At 38.6% G+C, this 17,897-nt stretch carries 18 protein-coding genes; 8 read left to right on the plus strand and 10 right to left on the minus strand.

What is annotated here, in order from left to right:
• The first annotated feature begins 147 nt into the window (after positions 1-147).
• From gatA to PHV78_01885, 6 genes are all read left to right on the plus strand, one after another.
• Positions 148-1,575, plus strand: coding sequence for an Asp-tRNA(Asn)/Glu-tRNA(Gln) amidotransferase subunit GatA (gatA, locus tag PHV78_01860; protein ID MDD5395976.1), 1,428 nt, complete (start codon positions 148-150; stop codon positions 1,573-1,575).
• A 68-nt stretch (positions 1,576-1,643) separates the two neighbouring features.
• A complete protein-coding gene (locus PHV78_01865; protein ID MDD5395977.1) occupies positions 1,644-2,273 on the plus strand; it encodes a thioredoxin family protein in 630 nt (209 codons plus the stop codon).
• A gap of 69 nt (positions 2,274-2,342) precedes the next feature.
• Positions 2,343-3,161 (plus strand): prolipoprotein diacylglyceryl transferase, encoded by an 819-nt coding sequence (gene lgt / locus PHV78_01870; GenBank protein ID MDD5395978.1) that lies wholly within the window; start codon positions 2,343-2,345, stop codon positions 3,159-3,161.
• Positions 3,162-3,328: 167 nt separating this feature from the next.
• On the plus strand, positions 3,329-4,690 hold the full coding sequence (gene dnaA, locus PHV78_01875) for a chromosomal replication initiator protein DnaA (protein MDD5395979.1): 1,362 nt from the start codon (positions 3,329-3,331) through the stop codon (positions 4,688-4,690).
• A 5-nt stretch (positions 4,691-4,695) separates the two neighbouring features.
• Positions 4,696-4,992: a GIY-YIG nuclease family protein gene (locus PHV78_01880; GenBank protein MDD5395980.1), complete on the plus strand. Its 297-nt coding sequence runs from the start codon at positions 4,696-4,698 to the stop codon at positions 4,990-4,992.
• A gap of 17 nt (positions 4,993-5,009) precedes the next feature.
• The gene (locus PHV78_01885) at positions 5,010-6,707 is read left to right on the plus strand and encodes a GspE/PulE family protein (protein MDD5395981.1); all 1,698 of its coding nucleotides are present in this window, start codon (positions 5,010-5,012) and stop codon (positions 6,705-6,707) included.
• 52 nt (positions 6,708-6,759) lie between these two features.
• On the opposite strand, the gene murD is transcribed toward PHV78_01885, so the two are convergent.
• From murD to PHV78_01935, 10 genes are all read right to left on the minus strand, one after another.
• Positions 6,760-8,142 carry a UDP-N-acetylmuramoyl-L-alanine--D-glutamate ligase gene (gene murD / locus PHV78_01890; GenBank protein MDD5395982.1) on the minus strand — a complete coding sequence of 461 codons (1,383 nt, stop codon included), beginning with the start codon at positions 8,140-8,142 and terminating at the stop codon, positions 6,760-6,762.
• Positions 8,143-8,241: 99 nt separating this feature from the next.
• Complete coding sequence (locus tag PHV78_01895; GenBank protein ID MDD5395983.1) at positions 8,242-8,589, minus strand: HPF/RaiA family ribosome-associated protein; 348 nt, start codon at positions 8,587-8,589, stop codon at positions 8,242-8,244.
• A 71-nt stretch (positions 8,590-8,660) separates the two neighbouring features.
• On the minus strand, positions 8,661-9,935 hold the full coding sequence (locus PHV78_01900) for a S1C family serine protease (GenBank protein ID MDD5395984.1): 1,275 nt from the start codon (positions 9,933-9,935) through the stop codon (positions 8,661-8,663).
• Entirely contained in the window at positions 9,878-10,594 is a 717-nt protein-coding gene (locus PHV78_01905; GenBank protein MDD5395985.1) for a hypothetical protein, read from the minus strand. The genes PHV78_01900 and PHV78_01905 overlap by 58 nt, the downstream gene beginning before the upstream one ends.
• 4 nt (positions 10,595-10,598) lie before the next feature.
• Positions 10,599-10,940 (minus strand): hypothetical protein, encoded by a 342-nt coding sequence (locus tag PHV78_01910; protein MDD5395986.1) that lies wholly within the window; start codon positions 10,938-10,940, stop codon positions 10,599-10,601.
• 5 nt (positions 10,941-10,945) lie between these two features.
• Positions 10,946-11,584 carry a DUF5667 domain-containing protein gene (locus tag PHV78_01915; protein ID MDD5395987.1) on the minus strand — a complete coding sequence of 213 codons (639 nt, stop codon included), beginning with the start codon at positions 11,582-11,584 and terminating at the stop codon, positions 10,946-10,948.
• A gap of 42 nt (positions 11,585-11,626) precedes the next feature.
• On the minus strand, positions 11,627-12,208 hold the full coding sequence (locus PHV78_01920; protein ID MDD5395988.1) for an epoxyqueuosine reductase QueH: 582 nt from the start codon (positions 12,206-12,208) through the stop codon (positions 11,627-11,629).
• A 3-nt stretch (positions 12,209-12,211) separates the two neighbouring features.
• On the minus strand, positions 12,212-13,120 hold the full coding sequence (locus tag PHV78_01925) for an EamA family transporter (protein ID MDD5395989.1): 909 nt from the start codon (positions 13,118-13,120) through the stop codon (positions 12,212-12,214).
• Between the two features lie 2 nt (positions 13,121-13,122).
• Complete coding sequence (locus PHV78_01930; GenBank protein ID MDD5395990.1) at positions 13,123-14,310, minus strand: MFS transporter; 1,188 nt, start codon at positions 14,308-14,310, stop codon at positions 13,123-13,125.
• 94 nt (positions 14,311-14,404) lie between these two features.
• Positions 14,405-15,688 carry a replication-associated recombination protein A gene (locus PHV78_01935; GenBank protein MDD5395991.1) on the minus strand — a complete coding sequence of 428 codons (1,284 nt, stop codon included), beginning with the start codon at positions 15,686-15,688 and terminating at the stop codon, positions 14,405-14,407.
• A 144-nt stretch (positions 15,689-15,832) separates the two neighbouring features.
• Between PHV78_01935 and PHV78_01940 the strand changes: the two genes are divergently transcribed.
• On the plus strand, positions 15,833-17,140 hold the full coding sequence (locus PHV78_01940) for a hypothetical protein (GenBank protein MDD5395992.1): 1,308 nt from the start codon (positions 15,833-15,835) through the stop codon (positions 17,138-17,140).
• 128 nt (positions 17,141-17,268) lie between these two features.
• Positions 17,269-17,847, plus strand: a complete 579-nt coding sequence (gene clpP, locus PHV78_01945) for an ATP-dependent Clp endopeptidase proteolytic subunit ClpP (GenBank protein MDD5395993.1) — start codon at positions 17,269-17,271, stop codon at positions 17,845-17,847.
• Positions 17,848-17,897 lie beyond the last annotated feature (50 nt).

A 17,897-nucleotide genomic window follows, 5' to 3' on the forward strand; every position in this document is an offset into this window, starting at 1 on the left:
TATCTATATTAGATATATTTTAGATATTTTAAGATGCCGAATCGCTATATTTACAAAAATAATAATTATCTAATTTTACTACTTAATTAATTTAAATTAATGCTGATTGTTAAATCGGCATCTTAAGTGAAGTTATTGTTACTGGGTATGCTTAATAATCTAAGTATCAGCCAAGTTCATCAAGGCTTAAAGAATAAAGAATTTTCGGCTAAAAATTTAGTCGAAGATTATTTCAAAATTATTAAAGAAAAAGATGGAGAAATAAACAGCTTTATTACCTTAATGGAGAAAGAAGCTTTGGGACAAGCAAAAATAGTCGATCAAAAAATAAAACAAAAAAAATTTGGTAATAATTTACTGGAGGGAATTCCTTTAGTGATAAAAGACAATATTTTAATTAAGGGTGTTTTATGCACGGCCGCTTCAAAAATTTTAGCCAACTATCGGGCTACTTATGATGCGACAGTCATAAAAAAATTAAAAGAAATTAATTCAATTTTTTTGGGCAAAACCAATTTAGATGAATTTGCTATGGGCGCTTCGAGCGAAACTTCTTATTTTGGTCCGGTTAAAAATCCGCATAATCTATCCTGTGTGTCGGGTGGAAGTTCGGGCGGATCGGCCGCAGCCGTAGCCTCGGGAATGTGCTTGGGGGCGCTTGGTTCGGATACGGGCGGGTCTATTCGCCAGCCGGCTAGTTTTTGCGGCGTGGTCGGGCTAAAGCCGACTTATGGTCGCGTGTCACGTTATGGATTAATTGCTATGGCTTCTTCTTTAGACCAGATCGGTGCTTTAGCAAAAACAGTTGAAGACGCGTCTATTATTTTAAAGGGCATTGAAGGTGGCGATGCCAAAGATTCAACCAGCCGAACTCCTAATTTTCCGATAGAGCTGCCAAAAAATATTGACTGGCGTAATATAAAAGTTGGTTTGCCGAAAGAATTTTTTTCTCATGGTCTTGATCCGCAAATCAAAAAACTCATTGATAATTTAATAAAAAAAATATCTGATGCCGGTGCCAAAATAATTGAAGTAAGCTTACGCAACTTAGACTACGCTTTAGCGTCTTATTATATTTTAATGCCGGCCGAAGTTTCGGCTAATTTGGCTCGCTATGATGGCATTCGTTATGGCCACTGCGAACAAAAAGAAAGCTTATTAGAAGTTTATTTAAAGTCGCGCACCAATGGTTTTGGCGATGAAGCCCGAAGAAGAATTATTTTAGGCACCTTTGTTCTTTCGGCCGGTTATTATGAGGCCTATTATCATAAGGCCCAACAGGTCAGAGAGCTGATTACTGGGGATTTCGAAAAGATTTTTAAAGAAGTTGACTGCCTCATCACGCCGACTACTCCAACGACCGCCTTTAAAATAGGCGAAAAAATAGACAATCCTTTGGCTATGTATTTATCAGATATTTATACGGTTCCGGTTAATTTAGCTGGGCTGCCGGCTATTTCTTTGCCAATCGGCCAGGTGGATCGGCTGCCCGTTGGACTGCAGATTATCGGAGATCATTTTGAAGAAAATAAAATTTTAGATATTGCCAAAACCATAGAAAGCATGCTATTATAATTTGACATATATTTTAAATGTGTTTTAATATTTTTATTAATTAAATTTAATCTATTAATCAAATTTTTATGGAAGAAATACAAATGCAACCAACGCCATCTCCAAAAAAGAAACTTTGTTTTTTTCGGTCAACTAAATGTTCCTTTTGGACCGGACTAGTAGTTGGCATATTAGTTTTAGCGATAGTCTTTACTATTGCCATACTTACACACGCGATTAGTTTTAAATTCAATAAAGCTGCTGCGCCGAAAACAGAAGACCAGCAACAACAGGCGACCGGCATGGAAGCTAACGTCGTTGGTCAGGCTGGAACGTTCTTAGAGGTTAATGAGCCGGTTTGTAAAGAAAATGGCAAGGTGGCTATTTATGCGTTTTCAACCAGCTGGTGTCCTCACTGCCAATGGGCTAAGCCGATGTTTGAAAAGGTGGCCAAAGAATACATAGCTAAGGGTAAAATTGTAGCTCATAATTGGGAGCTAGATACCAATGACGACACTTTAACTACTGCCAAGGAAACGTCGATCCCAGCCGATGCGACTGCGCTTTACGAAAAGTATAACCCGCAAGGATCTATCCCGACCTTTATTTTTGGCTGCAAGTATTATCGTATTGGTACTGGTAACGAGAGAAGCGGCGATACGGCTGCCGAAGAAAAAGAGTTCAGAGATCTTATCGATAAATTATTGTTAGAAAAGTAAAGGATATTAAATTTTTTGTTGCCTCTCGCTCGTTTGACAATAAATTAAATAGAAAAATTTACTTTTTTCATGTCCGAATTAGTAAAAATTTTTCATAATTATCGACCCCAGCCGATTTTAGTTCAGTTGGGGCCGATTTTTATTTATTTTTATGGGGTTTTAATAGTTTTTGCTATTATTTTTGGTTTTTATTTGACCTGGAAACTAATTAAAAAGTATCGGATTAACATCAGCTTTGATGAATTAGTTAATTTAACTATTTATTTAATTATTTTTGGCCTGATCGGCGCTAGGCTCTATCATGTATTAACCGAAATTAATTATTATATCGCGAAGCCCTGGGAGATTTTTTATTTTTGGCAGGGGGGATTGGGAATTTTTGGCGCGCTGATAGCTAATTTTATTTTTCTATTTTTTTACGGACGGAAAAGGGGTTATTCCCTTTGGTTTATATTAGACCTTCTGGCGCCGGCGTTATTATTGGGAGAGGCGATTGGCCGTTTCGGTAATTGGTTTAATCAAGAAAATTTTGGCTACCCGACTTCATTGGCCTGGGGCATTCCTATTGAATTAATTTATCGGCCGATACAATATGTTTCTTTCGAGTATTTTCATCCGACCTTTTTTTATCAATTTATTTGGAATATTTTTGTCTTAATATTTTTAATATTTATTATTAAAAAAATAAAGATGGGCCGCGGTTTAATCTTTGGTTGGTATCTTGTTTTATACTCACTTGGCCGTTTTATAATAGAATTTTTGCGCGTTAATTATCAACCGATGATTTTAGATTTACGGCTTGCTCAATTGGTTTGTTTGTTGCTTTTCGCGTCGGGGCTTTATTTGATTTTTTTTAGAAAAACAAGGAAATTATCAACAATTAATTAACATTTTTTCCCCCCAAAAGTTTGTTTTTTGAAAGCGATTAACTATACTTACTAAGTGCTTTTTAATTAGTAAGTATAAGGGGCATTAAACCCCTTGTTGCCAGCGCTCACTCGGAAAAGAAAAAATAATTTTTTTCTTTTTACTTGCTCGCTTGCCAATAAAATATTATGTTAGACAAAGATAAGTTGTGGCAGTCAGTGTTGGCCGAACTGGAAATAGTTTTGCCGCGAGCCAGCTTTTTAACTTGGCTACAAAACACAAAAATAATGTTTTTAGACGAGGAGGTGGGAGAAATAATTGTCGGCGTTTCGAATAATTTCACTAAAGAATGGCTGGAAAAAAAGTATCATAAAATAATTTTGAATATTGTTCAAAATTTAACCGATCATAAAATAAAAAAAATAAAATATCAGGTTGAATCTGCCGGCGTGCCGATAAAAACTCCGACTGTCGATATCAAAAGAATTATTATTTCCACTAAAGAGGAACCGGAAGAAAAAAATGGCGTTGGCTTCAACTCGCGCTACACTTTCGACAATTTTGTGGTTGGCAAAAGTAATGAATTGGCTTATGCAGCTTCCCTGGCTTCCGCCGAAACGCCGGGTAAAAAATATAATCCTTTATTTATTTATGGGGGTGTTGGTTTGGGCAAGACCCATTTACTTCAAGCCATCGGCCATACCATTTTAAAAAAGAATCCTCGCGCGAAAATCCTTTACACCAATGCAGAAAAGTTTACTAATGAATTTGTTAATGCTTTGCGCAACAAAACTATCGACAAATTCAAAAATACCTATCGACAGATGGATTTGCTTTTGGTTGACGATGTGCAGTTTATGGCCGGCAAAGAGGGTACGCAAGAGGAGTTTTTTCATACTTTTAACGATTTATATCAGCACGATAAGCAGATAGTTTTAACTTCTGATCGTTTGCCTAAGGCTATTCCGGCCCTAGAGGAAAGGTTGGTTTCTCGGTTTAATAGCGGATTAATCGCCGATATTTCTTCACCTGATCTAGAAACTAGAATTGCTATTTTAAAAAGCAAGGCCATGGAAAAACGATATAATATTGATCCGGAATTAATTCAATACTTGGCGGTTCATATTCAGAAGAATGTGCGAGAGCTCGAAGGCGCTTTGGCAAAAGTTATGGCTTATCATGAGCTTAATAAAACTGCGCCGACTTTAGAATCGGTCAAACAAATTGTGAGTGGACTAAGCCACCAAAATAAAAAATCACTCATTACCATTAAAGATATTATTAACGCGACGGCAGATTTTTATGGGATCAAAGTCTCTGATTTAGTTGGTACGTCGCGCCGTCGAGAATTAGTTAATCCCCGACAGGTGGCTATGTTTTTAATGAGAGAAGAATTAAACTCCTCGTTTCCTTTGATTGGTCAAGAAATGGGAGGAAGAGATCACACTACGGCTATTCATTCGTACAATAAAGTGAAAAGGGAAGTAGAAAATGAAAAGCGCATTAAGCAAGAAGTTGATTATATTAAGCAAAGATTATACGCGCAATAATTTGTATGCCCAGTAACAAAACTTCACAGGTGTTCTTCACTTATGTGCTTCGTAGCCTAAAAGATGATTATGCCTACGTAGGCTATACCGATAATCTAAAGAAACGTTTAGAAGAACACCAGAAGGGCAAAAGTTTTGCTACCAGGCTTAGACGCCCATTTAAGTTAATCTATTTTGAGGCATGCTTGAATGAACAAGATGCCAAACAAAGAGAAAAATATTTAAAAACTACCAATGGTCGACGATTTTTAATTAAAAGATTAAAACACTATCGTGCCAAAACAGTTTGGCATCTTTGGTGAAGTTATTGTTACTGGGTATGTCTATTTTTAAATCAAACTCCAAGCCAACCTTGGCCAGCGACGAAACAGCAGAAAAGCTTCAGAACCGGCTGGAAGATATTCAGGGCAAAGAACTTGAAGAGCAAACTAACCAACGGGCCTTTACTCTAGGATTGCCTTATATTAATTTAACCGCCTTCCCAATAGCGCCCGAAGCGTTAGCTTTAGTTTCCGAAGAAGACGCTAAGCAATATCACATTATTTGTTTTTATAAAAATGATCGCGAAGCTAAATTGGCCACCATTGATCCCGAAAGCCACTCTATGGCTGAATTTCGCGCTAATTTTGGCCACGCTCATGATCTTAAAACTGAGCTATATTTAATTTCATCGCTCAGCTTTAATCATGCTTATAAATTATATGCTGCTTTACCCAAGGTCAGCAAAATAATTCAGGGCGTTGAGATTAAAGAAGAAGATTTGAAAAAATTTCAAGCGCAGATTTCTAATTTTTCCGACTTAAATCAGCAAATTCAAAAAGTTTCTATTTCTGATTTATTAACCCTGCTTATTGCCAGCGCCATTCAATCGCGGAGTTCTGATGTCCACATTGAAGCCGAAGAAAATGAGATAAAAATAAGGTTTAGAATCGATGGCGTGTTAATTGAAGTTGCCGCTTTGGCCAAAAAACTTTGGCCACAGGTAATTTCTCGTTTAAAATTAATTTCCGGTCTGAAGATTAATGTCACAGATCGGCCGCAAGACGGCAGATTTACTATTTATTTAACTGACGACAAGGTTGATGTGCGTGTTTCTTGTTTACCAACTGCTTTTGGTGAAAGCGTGGTTATGCGTTTGCTTCGCTCCGCGTCGGTCGGTTTGGGCTTTGAAGATTTAGGGCTTCGTTCGCCAGCTTTTGACCAATTGTCCAAGCAAATCGTCCGGCCAAATGGCATGGTTATTACAACCGGCCCAACCGGCAGCGGTAAAACGACTACTTTATATGCAATTTTGAATAAATTAAATAATCCCGAAACTAAAATTATCACCCTCGAAGATCCGATCGAATACAAACTAAACGGTATTAATCAAAGTCAAGTTGATTATGCCAAGGATTATACTTTTGCCAAAGGATTAAAATCGATTTTGCGCCAAGATCCGGACATAGTTATGGTCGGCGAAATACGCGACTTGGAAACAGCGGAGACTGCCATCCAGGCGGCCTTAACTGGCCACTTAGTCGTTTCTACTTTACATACCAATGATGCGGCTGGCGCCATTCCAAGATTTTTATCCATCGGCGTTAAACCATATCTTTTATCGCCGGCCTTAAATGCCATTATGGGACAACGGCTGGTGCGAAAAATTTGTTTAAGCTGTAAAAAAGAAATTACACTTGATCAAGAAGTTTTAGAAAAAGTTAAAAAATTACTAACCGACTTACCGGCAGATAAAAAGCAAGCCATTGGTTTCAATGAAAACTGGCAGCCCAAGTTTTTTACTGGTAGTGGCTGTCCGTCTTGCCATGGCCTTGGCTATCAGGGTCGCCTTGGTATTTATGAAGTTTTATTAATGTCGCCGGAAATAGAAAAGGTAATTTTGTCTGGCCAAGTTTCGGAATATCAAATGCGCGACTTAGCTAAACAGCAGGGTATGATTACTATGGCTCAGGATGGTTTGCTTAAAGCGCTTGATGGACTAACTACGGTTGACGAAGTGTTTAGGGTGGCGGAATAGAAAAATATAAATAAAAAAAATAACACTCTTTAAAGTGCTATTTTTTATTAAATTATAGATTTTTTACTAGTTTAATAAATTGCTTACCGCGGTCGAATTCGTTTTTAAACATTCCGAAACTGGCGCAAGCAGGGGAGAGTAAAACGATTTGGCCCGGCTTGGCTATTTCTTTAGCCGCTTTAATTGCTTGATTAAAATTATCAAATTCAATGATATCCTTAACCGGATATTTATTTTTTTTAAGCGTTTGGATGAATTTTGGCGTAGCCGTGCCTGAAAGCATTATAATTCTTTGGCAGGTTTTTTTTATTTTTGGCGCCAGTTCATCAAAGGAAAGATTTTTATCCGCCCCGCCGGCAATTAAAATAATATTTTTATTCTTGCCCAAGGCAGCAAGAGCGGCGACGGTTGCTCCGGGATTCGTAGCAGTTGTGTCGTTATAATATTTGACACCATTAACAGTGCGAATTAGCTCTAAGCGGTTAGCTACGCCCGAGAAGCTGTTAACGGCCCTTTGAATAATCGTCGGTTTAATACTCGTCAAAAAAGCCGTAGCTACGGCGGCTAAAATATTTTCTAAATTATGTTGACCTGGCAATTTTGTTTTACTTAAAGATATCAGGCGGCGGATTGATTTTTTATCGTCGACAATAATGGAATTATTTTTAAGGCTGAAAAATATTTGGCAATTTTTTGGCCGAAGATTAGTCTTGGCAGAAAAAAAGACCAAGCTGGCCGGAACTTCATTTCCCAGGCGGCGGCAAATCAGATTGTCATAATTTAAAACAGTAAATTGGTTGCGACACTGGCCTTTAAAGATATTAGCTTTAATCGCTACATACTTGGCCATAGTTTTGTGGCGGTTTAAGTGATCGGGGAAGATATTAGTGATAATGGAAATATCTGGTGAAATTTTTAGATTCTCCAACTGAAAAGACGATAGTTCCAAAATAAAAACATTATTTTTATTCAAAGATAGGAGTGGAGTAGCGCCGATATTGCCGCCCAATTCAACAGATTGCTTAGCGGTTTCTAAAATGTGCTTTATTAAATGAACCGTAGTTGATTTGCCCTTGGTGCCGGTTAAAGCGATTGTTCTGCCGTTAAAACGTTGTCCGAACAGTTCGATATCACTGGTAACAGGAACATGAGCTTGGCGGGCTATTTTAAGATATGGCGATTCGATCGGCACCGCTGGATTTTTAATAATTAAATCAGCCTGGCGGAAATCGCTAGCCCGATGTTGGCCTAAGATGCATTTAATTTTTAATCCAGCCAATTTTTTCAAGGTTGGCAAAAGAGTTTTGCGGTCGCGTAAATCAGTGACAGTAATTTTTGCGCCTTGATGACTAAGCCATTTTATCACGCCTAAACCGCCGCCGACTAGGCCGAGCCCCATAACCAGAACTTTTTTGTCTTTAAGATGATTAGTCATAAGACGATTATAGCTAAATTAAGCATAAAAATCAACCCCCACTTTCTTAGAAAGTGGGAGTTGAGATTAGAATTAAGGCCAAAATTTAAATACTTTAATTTAAATACTTTTGCTCTCTCTAATGACCCGGCGAGTTATTTTTTTCTTAACTTCTCGTTTTTGTTTATTTTTTTCTAATTGTTTCTTAATTTTAGCGACGACGATATCGGCCGCTTCCAGAATGTTGCTTGCCATAGCGCTGGCCATAATTTTTCTTTTGGTCATAATCAGGCAGACTTCGAGTTGCGTTGATTCTTCTTTAGCGCGAACCGGATGATATTTTAAATCTACATTTATTTCTTTAGATTCTGGCGCAAGATGAATCAGTTTTTCAATTTTTTCTTCAAAAGAATCCTTAATTTGTCCGATTAGATTAATGTGTTTAATGAAATAATTGATTCGTTCCATAAAAAAATATAAATTAATTAATGCCGATTATTGCTAGACAAATGAGTGCCGGCAGTAAAGGGCTTAATCCTTTATTTTTCGCCTAATATTATTTTTAAGGTTTTTTCTACTCCTTGGCGGGCGATAACCAATTCAATCGTATCGCCGGGTTTATGTCCCTGGACAATATCAGTTAGGTTGTAATATTGATTAATGGGCATACCATCTGCCTTCACAATCAAGTCCTTATCTTTAATGGCCGCTTTATTGGCCGGGCTATCTTTAATCGGGGTGCCCCAAACCAAAGCATTTTGATTAAGGTTTTTATATTCAGGCAAGGTAGTATTGATTTCGGCTAAACTTAAGTAATTAATGCCCAAGAAAGGATGGGTAATTTTTTTATTATTTAGAACCTGATTAACGCTCGCATTAAATTGCCAACATGGCTTGATGGAGTTTTTGTCGGCCACTATACCGATAATTGAGCGATCAAGGCTGACCACTGGCGCGCCGACATATTTTTGATCAACAGGAGAGGATAGAAGAATATAATTCGAAAATTGGTCTGTTGAGTGAATTAAATCGGTCGGTTGTTTAACAATATGCCAATTAGGGTTGCTGATAGAATTAATAATTAAACTATTATCCGGAGCAAAAATAATCACTTCTTGCCCAGGAGTAATGTCTTGTTGAGCGGTCATTTTCATGGCAGTTAAGTCTTTTAATGAAGACTTAACAAAGACTACGCCATTGGCTTGGTCGAAAATTATTTTTTCCGCCGGAGCTATCGATTGGCCGTTAATAACAGAATATTTTTTTTGCCAATCGTTAAAAATTTGTTTACCAAACACTAGCCAACCGTCACTTGTTAGCGCAAAGCCGCGTCCGGCAGCCCCTTGGTTATAATATGATTGATCTAAAATAGAATTACTGTCGGTAGTTTTGGTGGCAAAAATATTCACCAATTGGGCGTTAAAATCCTTGGCCAGCTCGTCAACGCGAGAATCTTGGGTAACGGTGATCTTTTTTTCAGTGGTTAGGTTAACCTGATTGGCTGGTAAATATTTAGAGAGATTAATTTCTTGCCCGAAAGGAATTTTTATTTTTCCGTTTGCTAAAATATAAATTCCTCCACCCAGACCTGCCAGCGCGCCGAATATTATTGCTAAAATTATTATTAACCACAAAGAACGTGTTCGCCCTGGTCGATAGAAATTATCATTTTGGGCAGAATAAATCTGCTCGATTTTTTCTGCTGATTGTTTTCTCTCTTGGTCTTGCGCCATAGATCTTTCGTTTTCTTTTATTTTTACAGTGGTTGGTCGTTCTTGATTATCGGTAACGGTAACCCTTGATCCTTGAGCCATAATTGTAAAATTATTAAATTAAAAATAGATGAAATTAAACCGTTAATATGGAAGTTAACGGGCAAAAAACTGATGCTTAAATATAATTCAGCTAAAACAAGGCTCACTATAAGAATTTGCCATTTATTCTTTTTTAATTCATCGGCCTTGGTGGCTCTAATAAAATAAAAGTAAACCCATAGATTAATGGCCCACGAAGGGATAATGGTCAGCCAAGGCGAAATGCCTAAAAATAAAGACAAAGCGCTTAATTCAGCCAGAAAACAAAAAATGGTGACAAAAATTATCCAACGCGAAGACCTCTCTAGGCTATAGGGCTGGTAAAGCCGTGGTTGGTAAAAATAATAAAATATAGTCGAAAGAATATACCAATAAAATAAACTAGCGGCAATAAGATATAGGTGGTAGAAAAAACCATGTGATAGAAATAAAGAAAAAAGAGAGCTGGTTAAAATCAGAATTATTAGCTGGATATAGGTTGGCCAAATGGCGCGAATTTTTTCTTTTAATAGAATATAGAGCAAAACAGCGCTAACAGTTAGAAGCAAGCTCAGGCCTATTAATAAAAAGTAGGGACCAGGCACAAAAAATAAAACTTCGAACAATAAAAAAATAAATGCCGGTAAAATAATTGGTATTTTTCGAGTAAAAAAATTCATGTTTTTAGATTATGTTTTTGATTTCTATCCAATTTCCGGCCGCATCGTCAAAACGGTAGAAGTTGACGCGCTCACTCACTTCGTTATCTGAAAAAACATAATCAATCACCGCCTTGCCGCCGATTCTTTTATTGGATAGAACTTTTTTATCAACTAATTTTGGTTGTGAAATTTTTTCAATTCTCGTTTTACCCATCGGGCCCGTAAATTCAACAACCTCTTTTCGTCCAGTAATCTTTCTGCCGTCGTGGGTTTCTTCGACCAAAAAATCTTCTTCGCTTTTTGCATCAATACCAAATTTTTCTTCAATTAGATAAATTATTTCTTCCCATTTATTAGTATTCATATATTTTATGGCCAAAGAGTATTGAATATTTTTTTTGTCCAACTGTCGGCTTTTTTGCCAGCGCTTTTTGCCTTATCTTGCAGCGCTTCTTTTTGTTCACCGGCAATTAAAATTTTTAAAACTTGATAAGCACGTTGGTTGGCGCTGAAGGCCGCGCTAAATTTTTCTTCTACCGCCGCCGGAACATTATTTTTATAAAGAGCGGTTAAAAATGTTAGTTGTTGTTGCAGTTTTAACAATAGGATTTGTCCGTCTTGATCTAAGGAACGGTTTTCTTTGCGAACTTCTTCTAGGTTATTAATGGCCAGATTTAATTCAGTCAAATACATGTCAAAAGCGCGCAAAGCCAATTCGTCTTTACCTTGTTGTTTCAATGCCTGATATTCTTTTAATCTTTCTTGGGCAAACCTTAAAGCAATCTTGGCTTTATTCTTGGCGCCAAAAGTAGTGAAATATTCTATTTTTTCTTTGGTGGTTTTTAAAAAATAAAAAGTTTGTCCGGGCAGAACATTAAGAGAGTCAGTTAGGCCTTTAAGTTGGGGTTGATTGGTTACATCGCTGTTAGTGGTTTGGGTCTGCGCTATTAGGGGTTGAAGTGGGGCCAGAAGGATTAAAAGGCCGAGTACGACAAGAAGTGTTTTCATAAAAGATATTTAATTGTTATCTTTCAATGTCTTTATTATACTTTATTTGGTAAATTTTGGGAAGGATTGGATAGTGTTGGCGAATGAGCAACCACAATATTTTTGTCGGTAAAAGTTATATTTTTTTGATAGTTCGCGCTCCCGTTGAGTGGTTAAGTTTTTGTCGGCCTGAAATCGATAATATTTTATGCCTTTTTCTTTGGCTAATACTTGACCAAATTCATCAATTAAGGTGGTATTTTTAAAACGGCTTAAGCCAAGGGTAGTAGCAAATCCGCCGTTCGCCAACTGGCGAAGCGGACCAAAATTGTTTTTATGCGCTATGGAAGCGGTTCTGTTTAGGCGGAATTTAAAACAAGCGTCGCAGCGGTGGCCGTTTTCCGGTTCTTGCTCTAGTCCTTTAACTGCTTCGCGCCATTCTTTGTTATCGTAATCGTCGACAATCAGCGGTAGCTGATAAATTTCAGCTAATTTTTTAACGTCAACTAAACGCCGTTCGTATTCTTCTTTTGGTTCAATGTTCGGGTTATACCAGAATAAGGTTAGAGAAAATTTATTTTTTAATAATTCGATAGGTATTATTCCGCAACTGGCGCAACAAACATGTAATAAAAGTTTTGGCATATTTTAGGCTAAGGTAATAATTAAAATACTAGCGACAATTAAGACAATGGCAAACGTTTTAATCAGAATGGTTTTAATACTTAATGATTCTTTTAAAATTTTTGGTCTGAACATGCTTAAAATAAGAGTCAGAATAAAAACAAAGACCGGCTGGATAACGCTGACCGTAGCAACGTAAGTGATTTTAGTAAATGGTACGGCTAAAAGAAATAATAGGTTGCCGAAGAAGTAAATTAAATGTGCGAAAATAATAATTTTAAGAGTTGGACGATTGGTTTTAAAGAATTGCCATGTTTGCTGGCGAGCCGAGGCGGAAAAGACCAGAAAGCTGATAGCCATAATAGAAAATCCAATAGCATTGAGGGCTAGTAATGGCCAGGGAGAAATTTGGCTTAAAACATATTTGTCAATAATCTCAACTCCAGGTTCAAAAATAGCGGCTCCAAGCAATATTAACAAAAAGGCGCCACATATTCTGATTGGCGCTTTAATCGACTCTTTTTTAAGCGAAATAATAATTGTACCACTGATGGCAAAAAAGATGGCCAGCCATTTAATTGGCGAGATGGATTCATGGAGTAATAACCAGGCCCAAATAGCCACAAAAATAGGAAAAATATAAAAAATAGTAATAACGCGTGAAACATCTTCTTTGGTCAGAGCTTTATAAAAAATAAGCCAATTAAGGCCCATTAACAATCCGCTTAAAATTGATAAACCGATAATCGGCCAAGACAAATGGAGTGGCGGAAGAAAAGCAAATACTATTAACCCAAAAATTAACCAAGCTATACCGCCAATAATAAAATAAATCAAAAAATTATTTATTCTTTTTTCTAAAATAAATTTGTCGAAGACGTTACAAATACTGAAAATCAAAGTAGACAGGACAATAAAAAGCAACCAGACCATATTTATAACAGATTAATTAATAGACTAAATAGCGCAGCTAGGATAAAAATTATTTTAAATCCGCCGATCCAAAGTAATCCCAAGATTAACAGGCCCATTAAGATTCTTCCCAAGATATCGCTAATTTCCATCAGTACGGTATATTCATCAACATATGATCCGCGATCGGCTGCTTTCTCATACATTAGAGCCGAAAATGGCGTGTTTAACAGAACGGCGGTAAAGGAATGTATGGTGCCGATAACGAAAATCTGAAAAGCAGTTGAAATAATGGTTTTTAATAGCCAACCAACAGAATAGATAAATGAACCGTAACGTAAAATTTTTTTCTTGTTGAATTTATCGGTGTATTGGCCGGTGAAAAGGTACAAAAGGATGGTTCCGCCGATAATTAGGGCTGAGACGGCGCCTACGGCTAAGTATTGTTTTTCTAATAATTGATAAATAAAAATAGGCCAAATAATGGCGCCAACTAAATCTTGCGCGCCGTTAGAAATGTAGGCAATTCGCAGATTGGCATTTTCTTTTTTTGCCCACTCTTTGAAGGTTTGCCAGAAAGAAAATTCAAATTTTACCGGCACGGGCGTTAAAAAGAAAAGGGGTATGACCGATAAGCCGACGATAATTATACCTAGGATAAACATGAAATTAAAACCATATTGGTAAAGGACAAAACCAGCGAGAAGAGGCGCGGCCATGCTGGTGATGTATCCAACTATGGCCACATAGGCAACTTGTTTTCCTCGGGAATCACGATGGGTAATATGGGTAAAATTAGTATGGTAGGGAGTCCAGTAAAGCATTCTGAAAATCGTCAAAACAGCGATAGCTAAAATAGAAAAGACTAATGGATTGTTTTTAAAATAGAACAGAAAGAGATAAAATAACACCGAAATTAATCTAGCACTAATCATTGATTGCTTTAGGCCAATTTTTGACATAATAATTGCTCCCAACGGAACGAGCAATCCGAAAAGCGTATAACCGATGATGTAAAAAATAATTACCAGAGAAAGTGATTGATGATATGCTTCTAAAAGAAAAATAGGCAAAAATAAGCCTATCATGCCGTCAATGATTTTTAAGATCAGCTGATAGCAGCAAATTATTTTAAAATCCTTAGAAAAATAAGAGATGTTTAATAATTGAGAAAGGCCTTTTCTGGAACGGATGGCTGTTAATTCTTCCATAAAATTTATTTTTTGTTTTTGGGTTGATAATATTTTTTACCTTTTAGGCGGGTGGCGTAAACCCGCCCACCTAATATTAAAATATAAATTTTTATTATTTTTTATTTTCATTTTGTTTTTTTTGAGGTTTGTAATATTTTCTGTCTTTTAGGTGGGTGGGTAAATATTCTTGTTCAATTTTGGCGCCAGGATAATTATGCGGATAAAGATAATCTTCACCATAACCTAACTCTTTCATTAATTGTGTGGGCGCGTTACGCAAATGAAGTGGTACCGGTAGATTTAAAGTTTTTTTTACGTCAGCTTCGGCCGCCAAAAGACCCGCGTAAGAAGCGTTGGATTTTGGCGCGGTTGCCAGATAAGTCACTACGTGCGCTAGATTAATTTTTGCTTCGGGCAAGCCAACGTATTCCACGGCCCGGCTCGCAGCATTGGCCATTAAAAGGGCCATGGGATCTGCATTAGAAATATCTTCAGAGGCGAAAATAATCATGCGTCGGGCGATAAAGCGCGGATCTTCACCGGCTTCTAGCATTCGTGCTAGCCAATATAAAGCTGCGTCAGGATTTGACCCGCGCATTGATTTAATAAAAGCCGAGACAACATTATAATGTTCTTCGCCGCCCTTATCGTAAATTAGGGCTTGGCGTTGTAAAATGTTGGCGAAAATAATTTTGGTCAAATGATACGTATCACTCGCATCGGACCTAGCTACATTAAGGGCGATTTCTAAAATATTAAGCGGTAAGCGCGCATCGCCATTAGAGGCTTGAATTAAAAATTCGAGCGCATCTTTGGTGATTTTTATTTTATTATTTCCCAAGCCATTATTTTTATCTGATAAGGCGCGCTTAATGATCAGAGAAATATCCTTTGGTCTCAGGGGCTCAAGAACGAAAATCCGACAGCGCGACAAAAGAGGGGAGATAACTTCAAAAGAAGGATTTTCGGTGGTGGCGCCGATTAAAATTATCGAACCTTCTTCGACGTAGGGCAAGAAAATCGCTTGCTGCGATTTATTAAAACGGTGGATTTCGTCTATAAAAACGATCGGCGCTGATTTTTCCCTCATACTTATTTGTCGGGAGTTGGAAAAATTAGCTCGCGCCTGTTCTAAAAATTTTTTTATATCTTTAGTACTTGCTTCGACGGCCGAATATTGGATGAATCCCAATCCGGTTTGGCTGGCAATGATACGAGCTAAAGTGGTTTTGCCTGAACCGGGCGGACCCCAAAAAATCATCGAAGGAATTTGTTTTTGTTCGATAAGTGGCCGTAGGGGTCCGTTTGGACCGACGATTCTTTCTTGGCCAACAAAATCGGCCAAGCTGGTCGGCCTTAATTTCTCTGCTAATGGTCGTTGATTTTTTTCGTTCATAATATATTTATCTAATTATTATAACATAAAGTCGCCACTTGACAAAGGGGTAAATTTTGAGAGAATTATCAAATAGGAGGTGCCATGATAAAGCACTTTTTCGTTTTAGGGCTCGTGTTTGCGACGTCCTGGGCTAACTGGCCGATGTTTCGGCATGACAGTCAGCATTCAGGGCGAAGCAATTTTGACTTAGGACCGTCGCTGATTTGGCAACGTCAACTCGGCGATTCGGTTTCGGTCAAAACCTGTCCGCTCGTGGTTGAGCGCGAGAGCGGAGATGCGGTTCTTATTGGTAGTCAATCAGGCTTACATGCTTTTTCGTCAAGTGGCGAGAGCTTGTGGGTCAGTTTGATCGGCTTGATTGAGTATGCGCCACTTGTAGTTAGCGGCGATACCGGCATCTGGCTTGTGGCTAGTGAAACTCTTTTCGGCCTATCTTGGTCGGGAGAGATAAGGTCGCGGCTAAGAGTCGGCGTATCAGGCGGCCACTTAAGCGGTTTTGGCAATCGGTTTTACGTCTTAGCCGACGATCGGCTTTGGGCGTTAGACCGTACCGGTCGCTTGTTGTGGCAAACCGAAGATCTGGGTCCGGGCTTTGAGAACACGTCGGCGGTAGTCGATACGGCCACGGGTAATGTCTATGTGATAACGTTGGGCAATACCCTGGCTTATTACGATTACCGTCTCTACGGGTTTGATTCGCTTGGCGGGCAGTTTTTCCCGCGCAAAGAAGAGCTTCTCTTCTGGCCGGGCGGCTGCCAATTGTCGCCGGTTATTTCTAGCGACACGTTGTACTTTGGTCTGGTCTACAGCTTCGGCTGGCAATCGGGCCTACTCATCTACGATCTCGCAGGCAATCTGCTACACGCGCTGTCAGAAGATGATGGATTGGGCTATATTACTCCGGTTGTACATGACAGTACCATCGTGTTGTCTAGCATCGGGTTCAACAACAGACTCAAGTCCTATCAGTCTTGCCAACTGCAGTGGCTGTACGCGCTTGAACCGGGTTACTCATCGCCGGTAGTTGATGACAGCGGGAATTTGGCCGTTGGTACGATCGGCGGTCAGTTCCTTGTTTTCAATTCTAACGGCGGAATCGGTTTCGAATATGACAGTTTGGCGGGTCAAGTTAGTTCGCCGGCTGTCGATGACTCGGGCGCCATTTACGTGGCCACTGACGCTGGTTGGCTGTATAAGTTTGCCGCCGAACCAACGGGCGCGACAGAACCGGAAGTTCATCCGCAAGTACAAACCGCGATCGTTAGCTCAAATCCGTTCGCCGAACAGGTTAGCATCGTTAGCCAGCGACCCTTTAAGATTTACGATCTGACGGGTCGTCTGGTTTTCGCTGGCCAGCCTGGTCGTCTTAACTGGGGAAGGGACGTTACTAGAGGAATCTACTTTGTCGAGACGGGCAAAGCAGTCCTCAAGCTCGCAAAAGTGCAATAGGGGCTGGACAACCAGCCCCTTTGTATTATTTTTTTCTCTTGTGGATAAGTAGGTCTATTGACAATCCCTTTTATTTGTTTTATACTCTCATCAAAGGTTTTAATATAGTAATTGGTTTAATATAAATTATGCAACTTATTCCGACGGTTATAGAAAAATCGTCACAGGGAGAAAGGGCATATGATATTTATTCTCGGCTTCTAAAAGAGAGAATCATTTTCTTGGGTGATGTTATCGATGATAATGTCGCCAATACTGTTATTGCTCAGCTACTTTTTTTGGAAAGCGAAGATAAGGAAAAAGACATTAAACTTTATATTAATACTCCCGGAGGATCCGTAACAGCTGGTTTAGCAATTTATGACACGATGCAGTATGTAAAACCAGATGTGTCTACCATTTGTGTTGGCACCGCTGCTTCAATGGGCGCGGTTCTGCTCGCTAGTGGAGCAAAGAAAAAAAGATTTGCTCTGCCCAACGCTGAAATCATGATTCACCAAGTCATGGGCGGCGCCGAAGGTCCGGCCATTGATGTAAAAATCAGAGCCGAACATATTTTACGCGTGCGAGACCGCATTAACAAAATTTTAGCCAAGCATACCAATCAGACTCTGGTTAAAATAGAGCACGACACGGATCGCGATTATTTTATGAGCGCCGAAGAGGCCCTCAAATACGGGGTTATTGATAAAATCATCAACAAATAGCTGATCAACAACTTAGATTTTCTTTTTTAAAAGCCGAGTCAAGGTCTCGG

This window comes from Patescibacteria group bacterium, from assembly GCA_028715115.1.
Lineage (GTDB): Bacteria > Patescibacteriota > Patescibacteriia > UBA2591 > UBA4787 > JAQUSN01.

Excerpts from the sequence above, each read along its gene's own strand:
- gatA (MDD5395976.1), top strand. The coding sequence starts at position 148 with ATGCTTAATAATCTAAGTATCAGCCAAGTTCATCAAGGCTTAAAGAAT.
- PHV78_01865 (MDD5395977.1), top strand. The coding sequence starts at position 1,644 with ATGGAAGAAATACAAATGCAACCAACGCCATCTCCAAAAAAGAAACTT.
- lgt (MDD5395978.1), top strand. The coding sequence starts at position 2,343 with ATGTCCGAATTAGTAAAAATTTTTCATAATTATCGACCCCAGCCGATT.
- dnaA (MDD5395979.1), top strand. The coding sequence starts at position 3,329 with ATGTTAGACAAAGATAAGTTGTGGCAGTCAGTGTTGGCCGAACTGGAA.
- PHV78_01880 (MDD5395980.1), top strand. The coding sequence starts at position 4,696 with ATGCCCAGTAACAAAACTTCACAGGTGTTCTTCACTTATGTGCTTCGT.
- PHV78_01885 (MDD5395981.1), top strand. The coding sequence starts at position 5,010 with ATGTCTATTTTTAAATCAAACTCCAAGCCAACCTTGGCCAGCGACGAA.
- murD (MDD5395982.1), bottom strand. The coding sequence starts at position 8,142 with ATGACTAATCATCTTAAAGACAAAAAAGTTCTGGTTATGGGGCTCGGC.
- PHV78_01895 (MDD5395983.1), bottom strand. The coding sequence starts at position 8,589 with ATGGAACGAATCAATTATTTCATTAAACACATTAATCTAATCGGACAA.
- PHV78_01900 (MDD5395984.1), bottom strand. The coding sequence starts at position 9,935 with ATGGCTCAAGGATCAAGGGTTACCGTTACCGATAATCAAGAACGACCA.
- PHV78_01905 (MDD5395985.1), bottom strand. The coding sequence starts at position 10,594 with ATGAATTTTTTTACTCGAAAAATACCAATTATTTTACCGGCATTTATT.
- PHV78_01910 (MDD5395986.1), bottom strand. The coding sequence starts at position 10,940 with ATGAATACTAATAAATGGGAAGAAATAATTTATCTAATTGAAGAAAAA.
- PHV78_01915 (MDD5395987.1), bottom strand. The coding sequence starts at position 11,584 with ATGAAAACACTTCTTGTCGTACTCGGCCTTTTAATCCTTCTGGCCCCA.
- PHV78_01920 (MDD5395988.1), bottom strand. The coding sequence starts at position 12,208 with ATGCCAAAACTTTTATTACATGTTTGTTGCGCCAGTTGCGGAATAATA.
- PHV78_01925 (MDD5395989.1), bottom strand. The coding sequence starts at position 13,120 with ATGGTCTGGTTGCTTTTTATTGTCCTGTCTACTTTGATTTTCAGTATT.
- PHV78_01930 (MDD5395990.1), bottom strand. The coding sequence starts at position 14,310 with ATGGAAGAATTAACAGCCATCCGTTCCAGAAAAGGCCTTTCTCAATTA.
- PHV78_01935 (MDD5395991.1), bottom strand. The coding sequence starts at position 15,688 with ATGAACGAAAAAAATCAACGACCATTAGCAGAGAAATTAAGGCCGACC.
- PHV78_01940 (MDD5395992.1), top strand. The coding sequence starts at position 15,833 with ATGTTTCGGCATGACAGTCAGCATTCAGGGCGAAGCAATTTTGACTTA.
- clpP (MDD5395993.1), top strand. The coding sequence starts at position 17,269 with ATGCAACTTATTCCGACGGTTATAGAAAAATCGTCACAGGGAGAAAGG.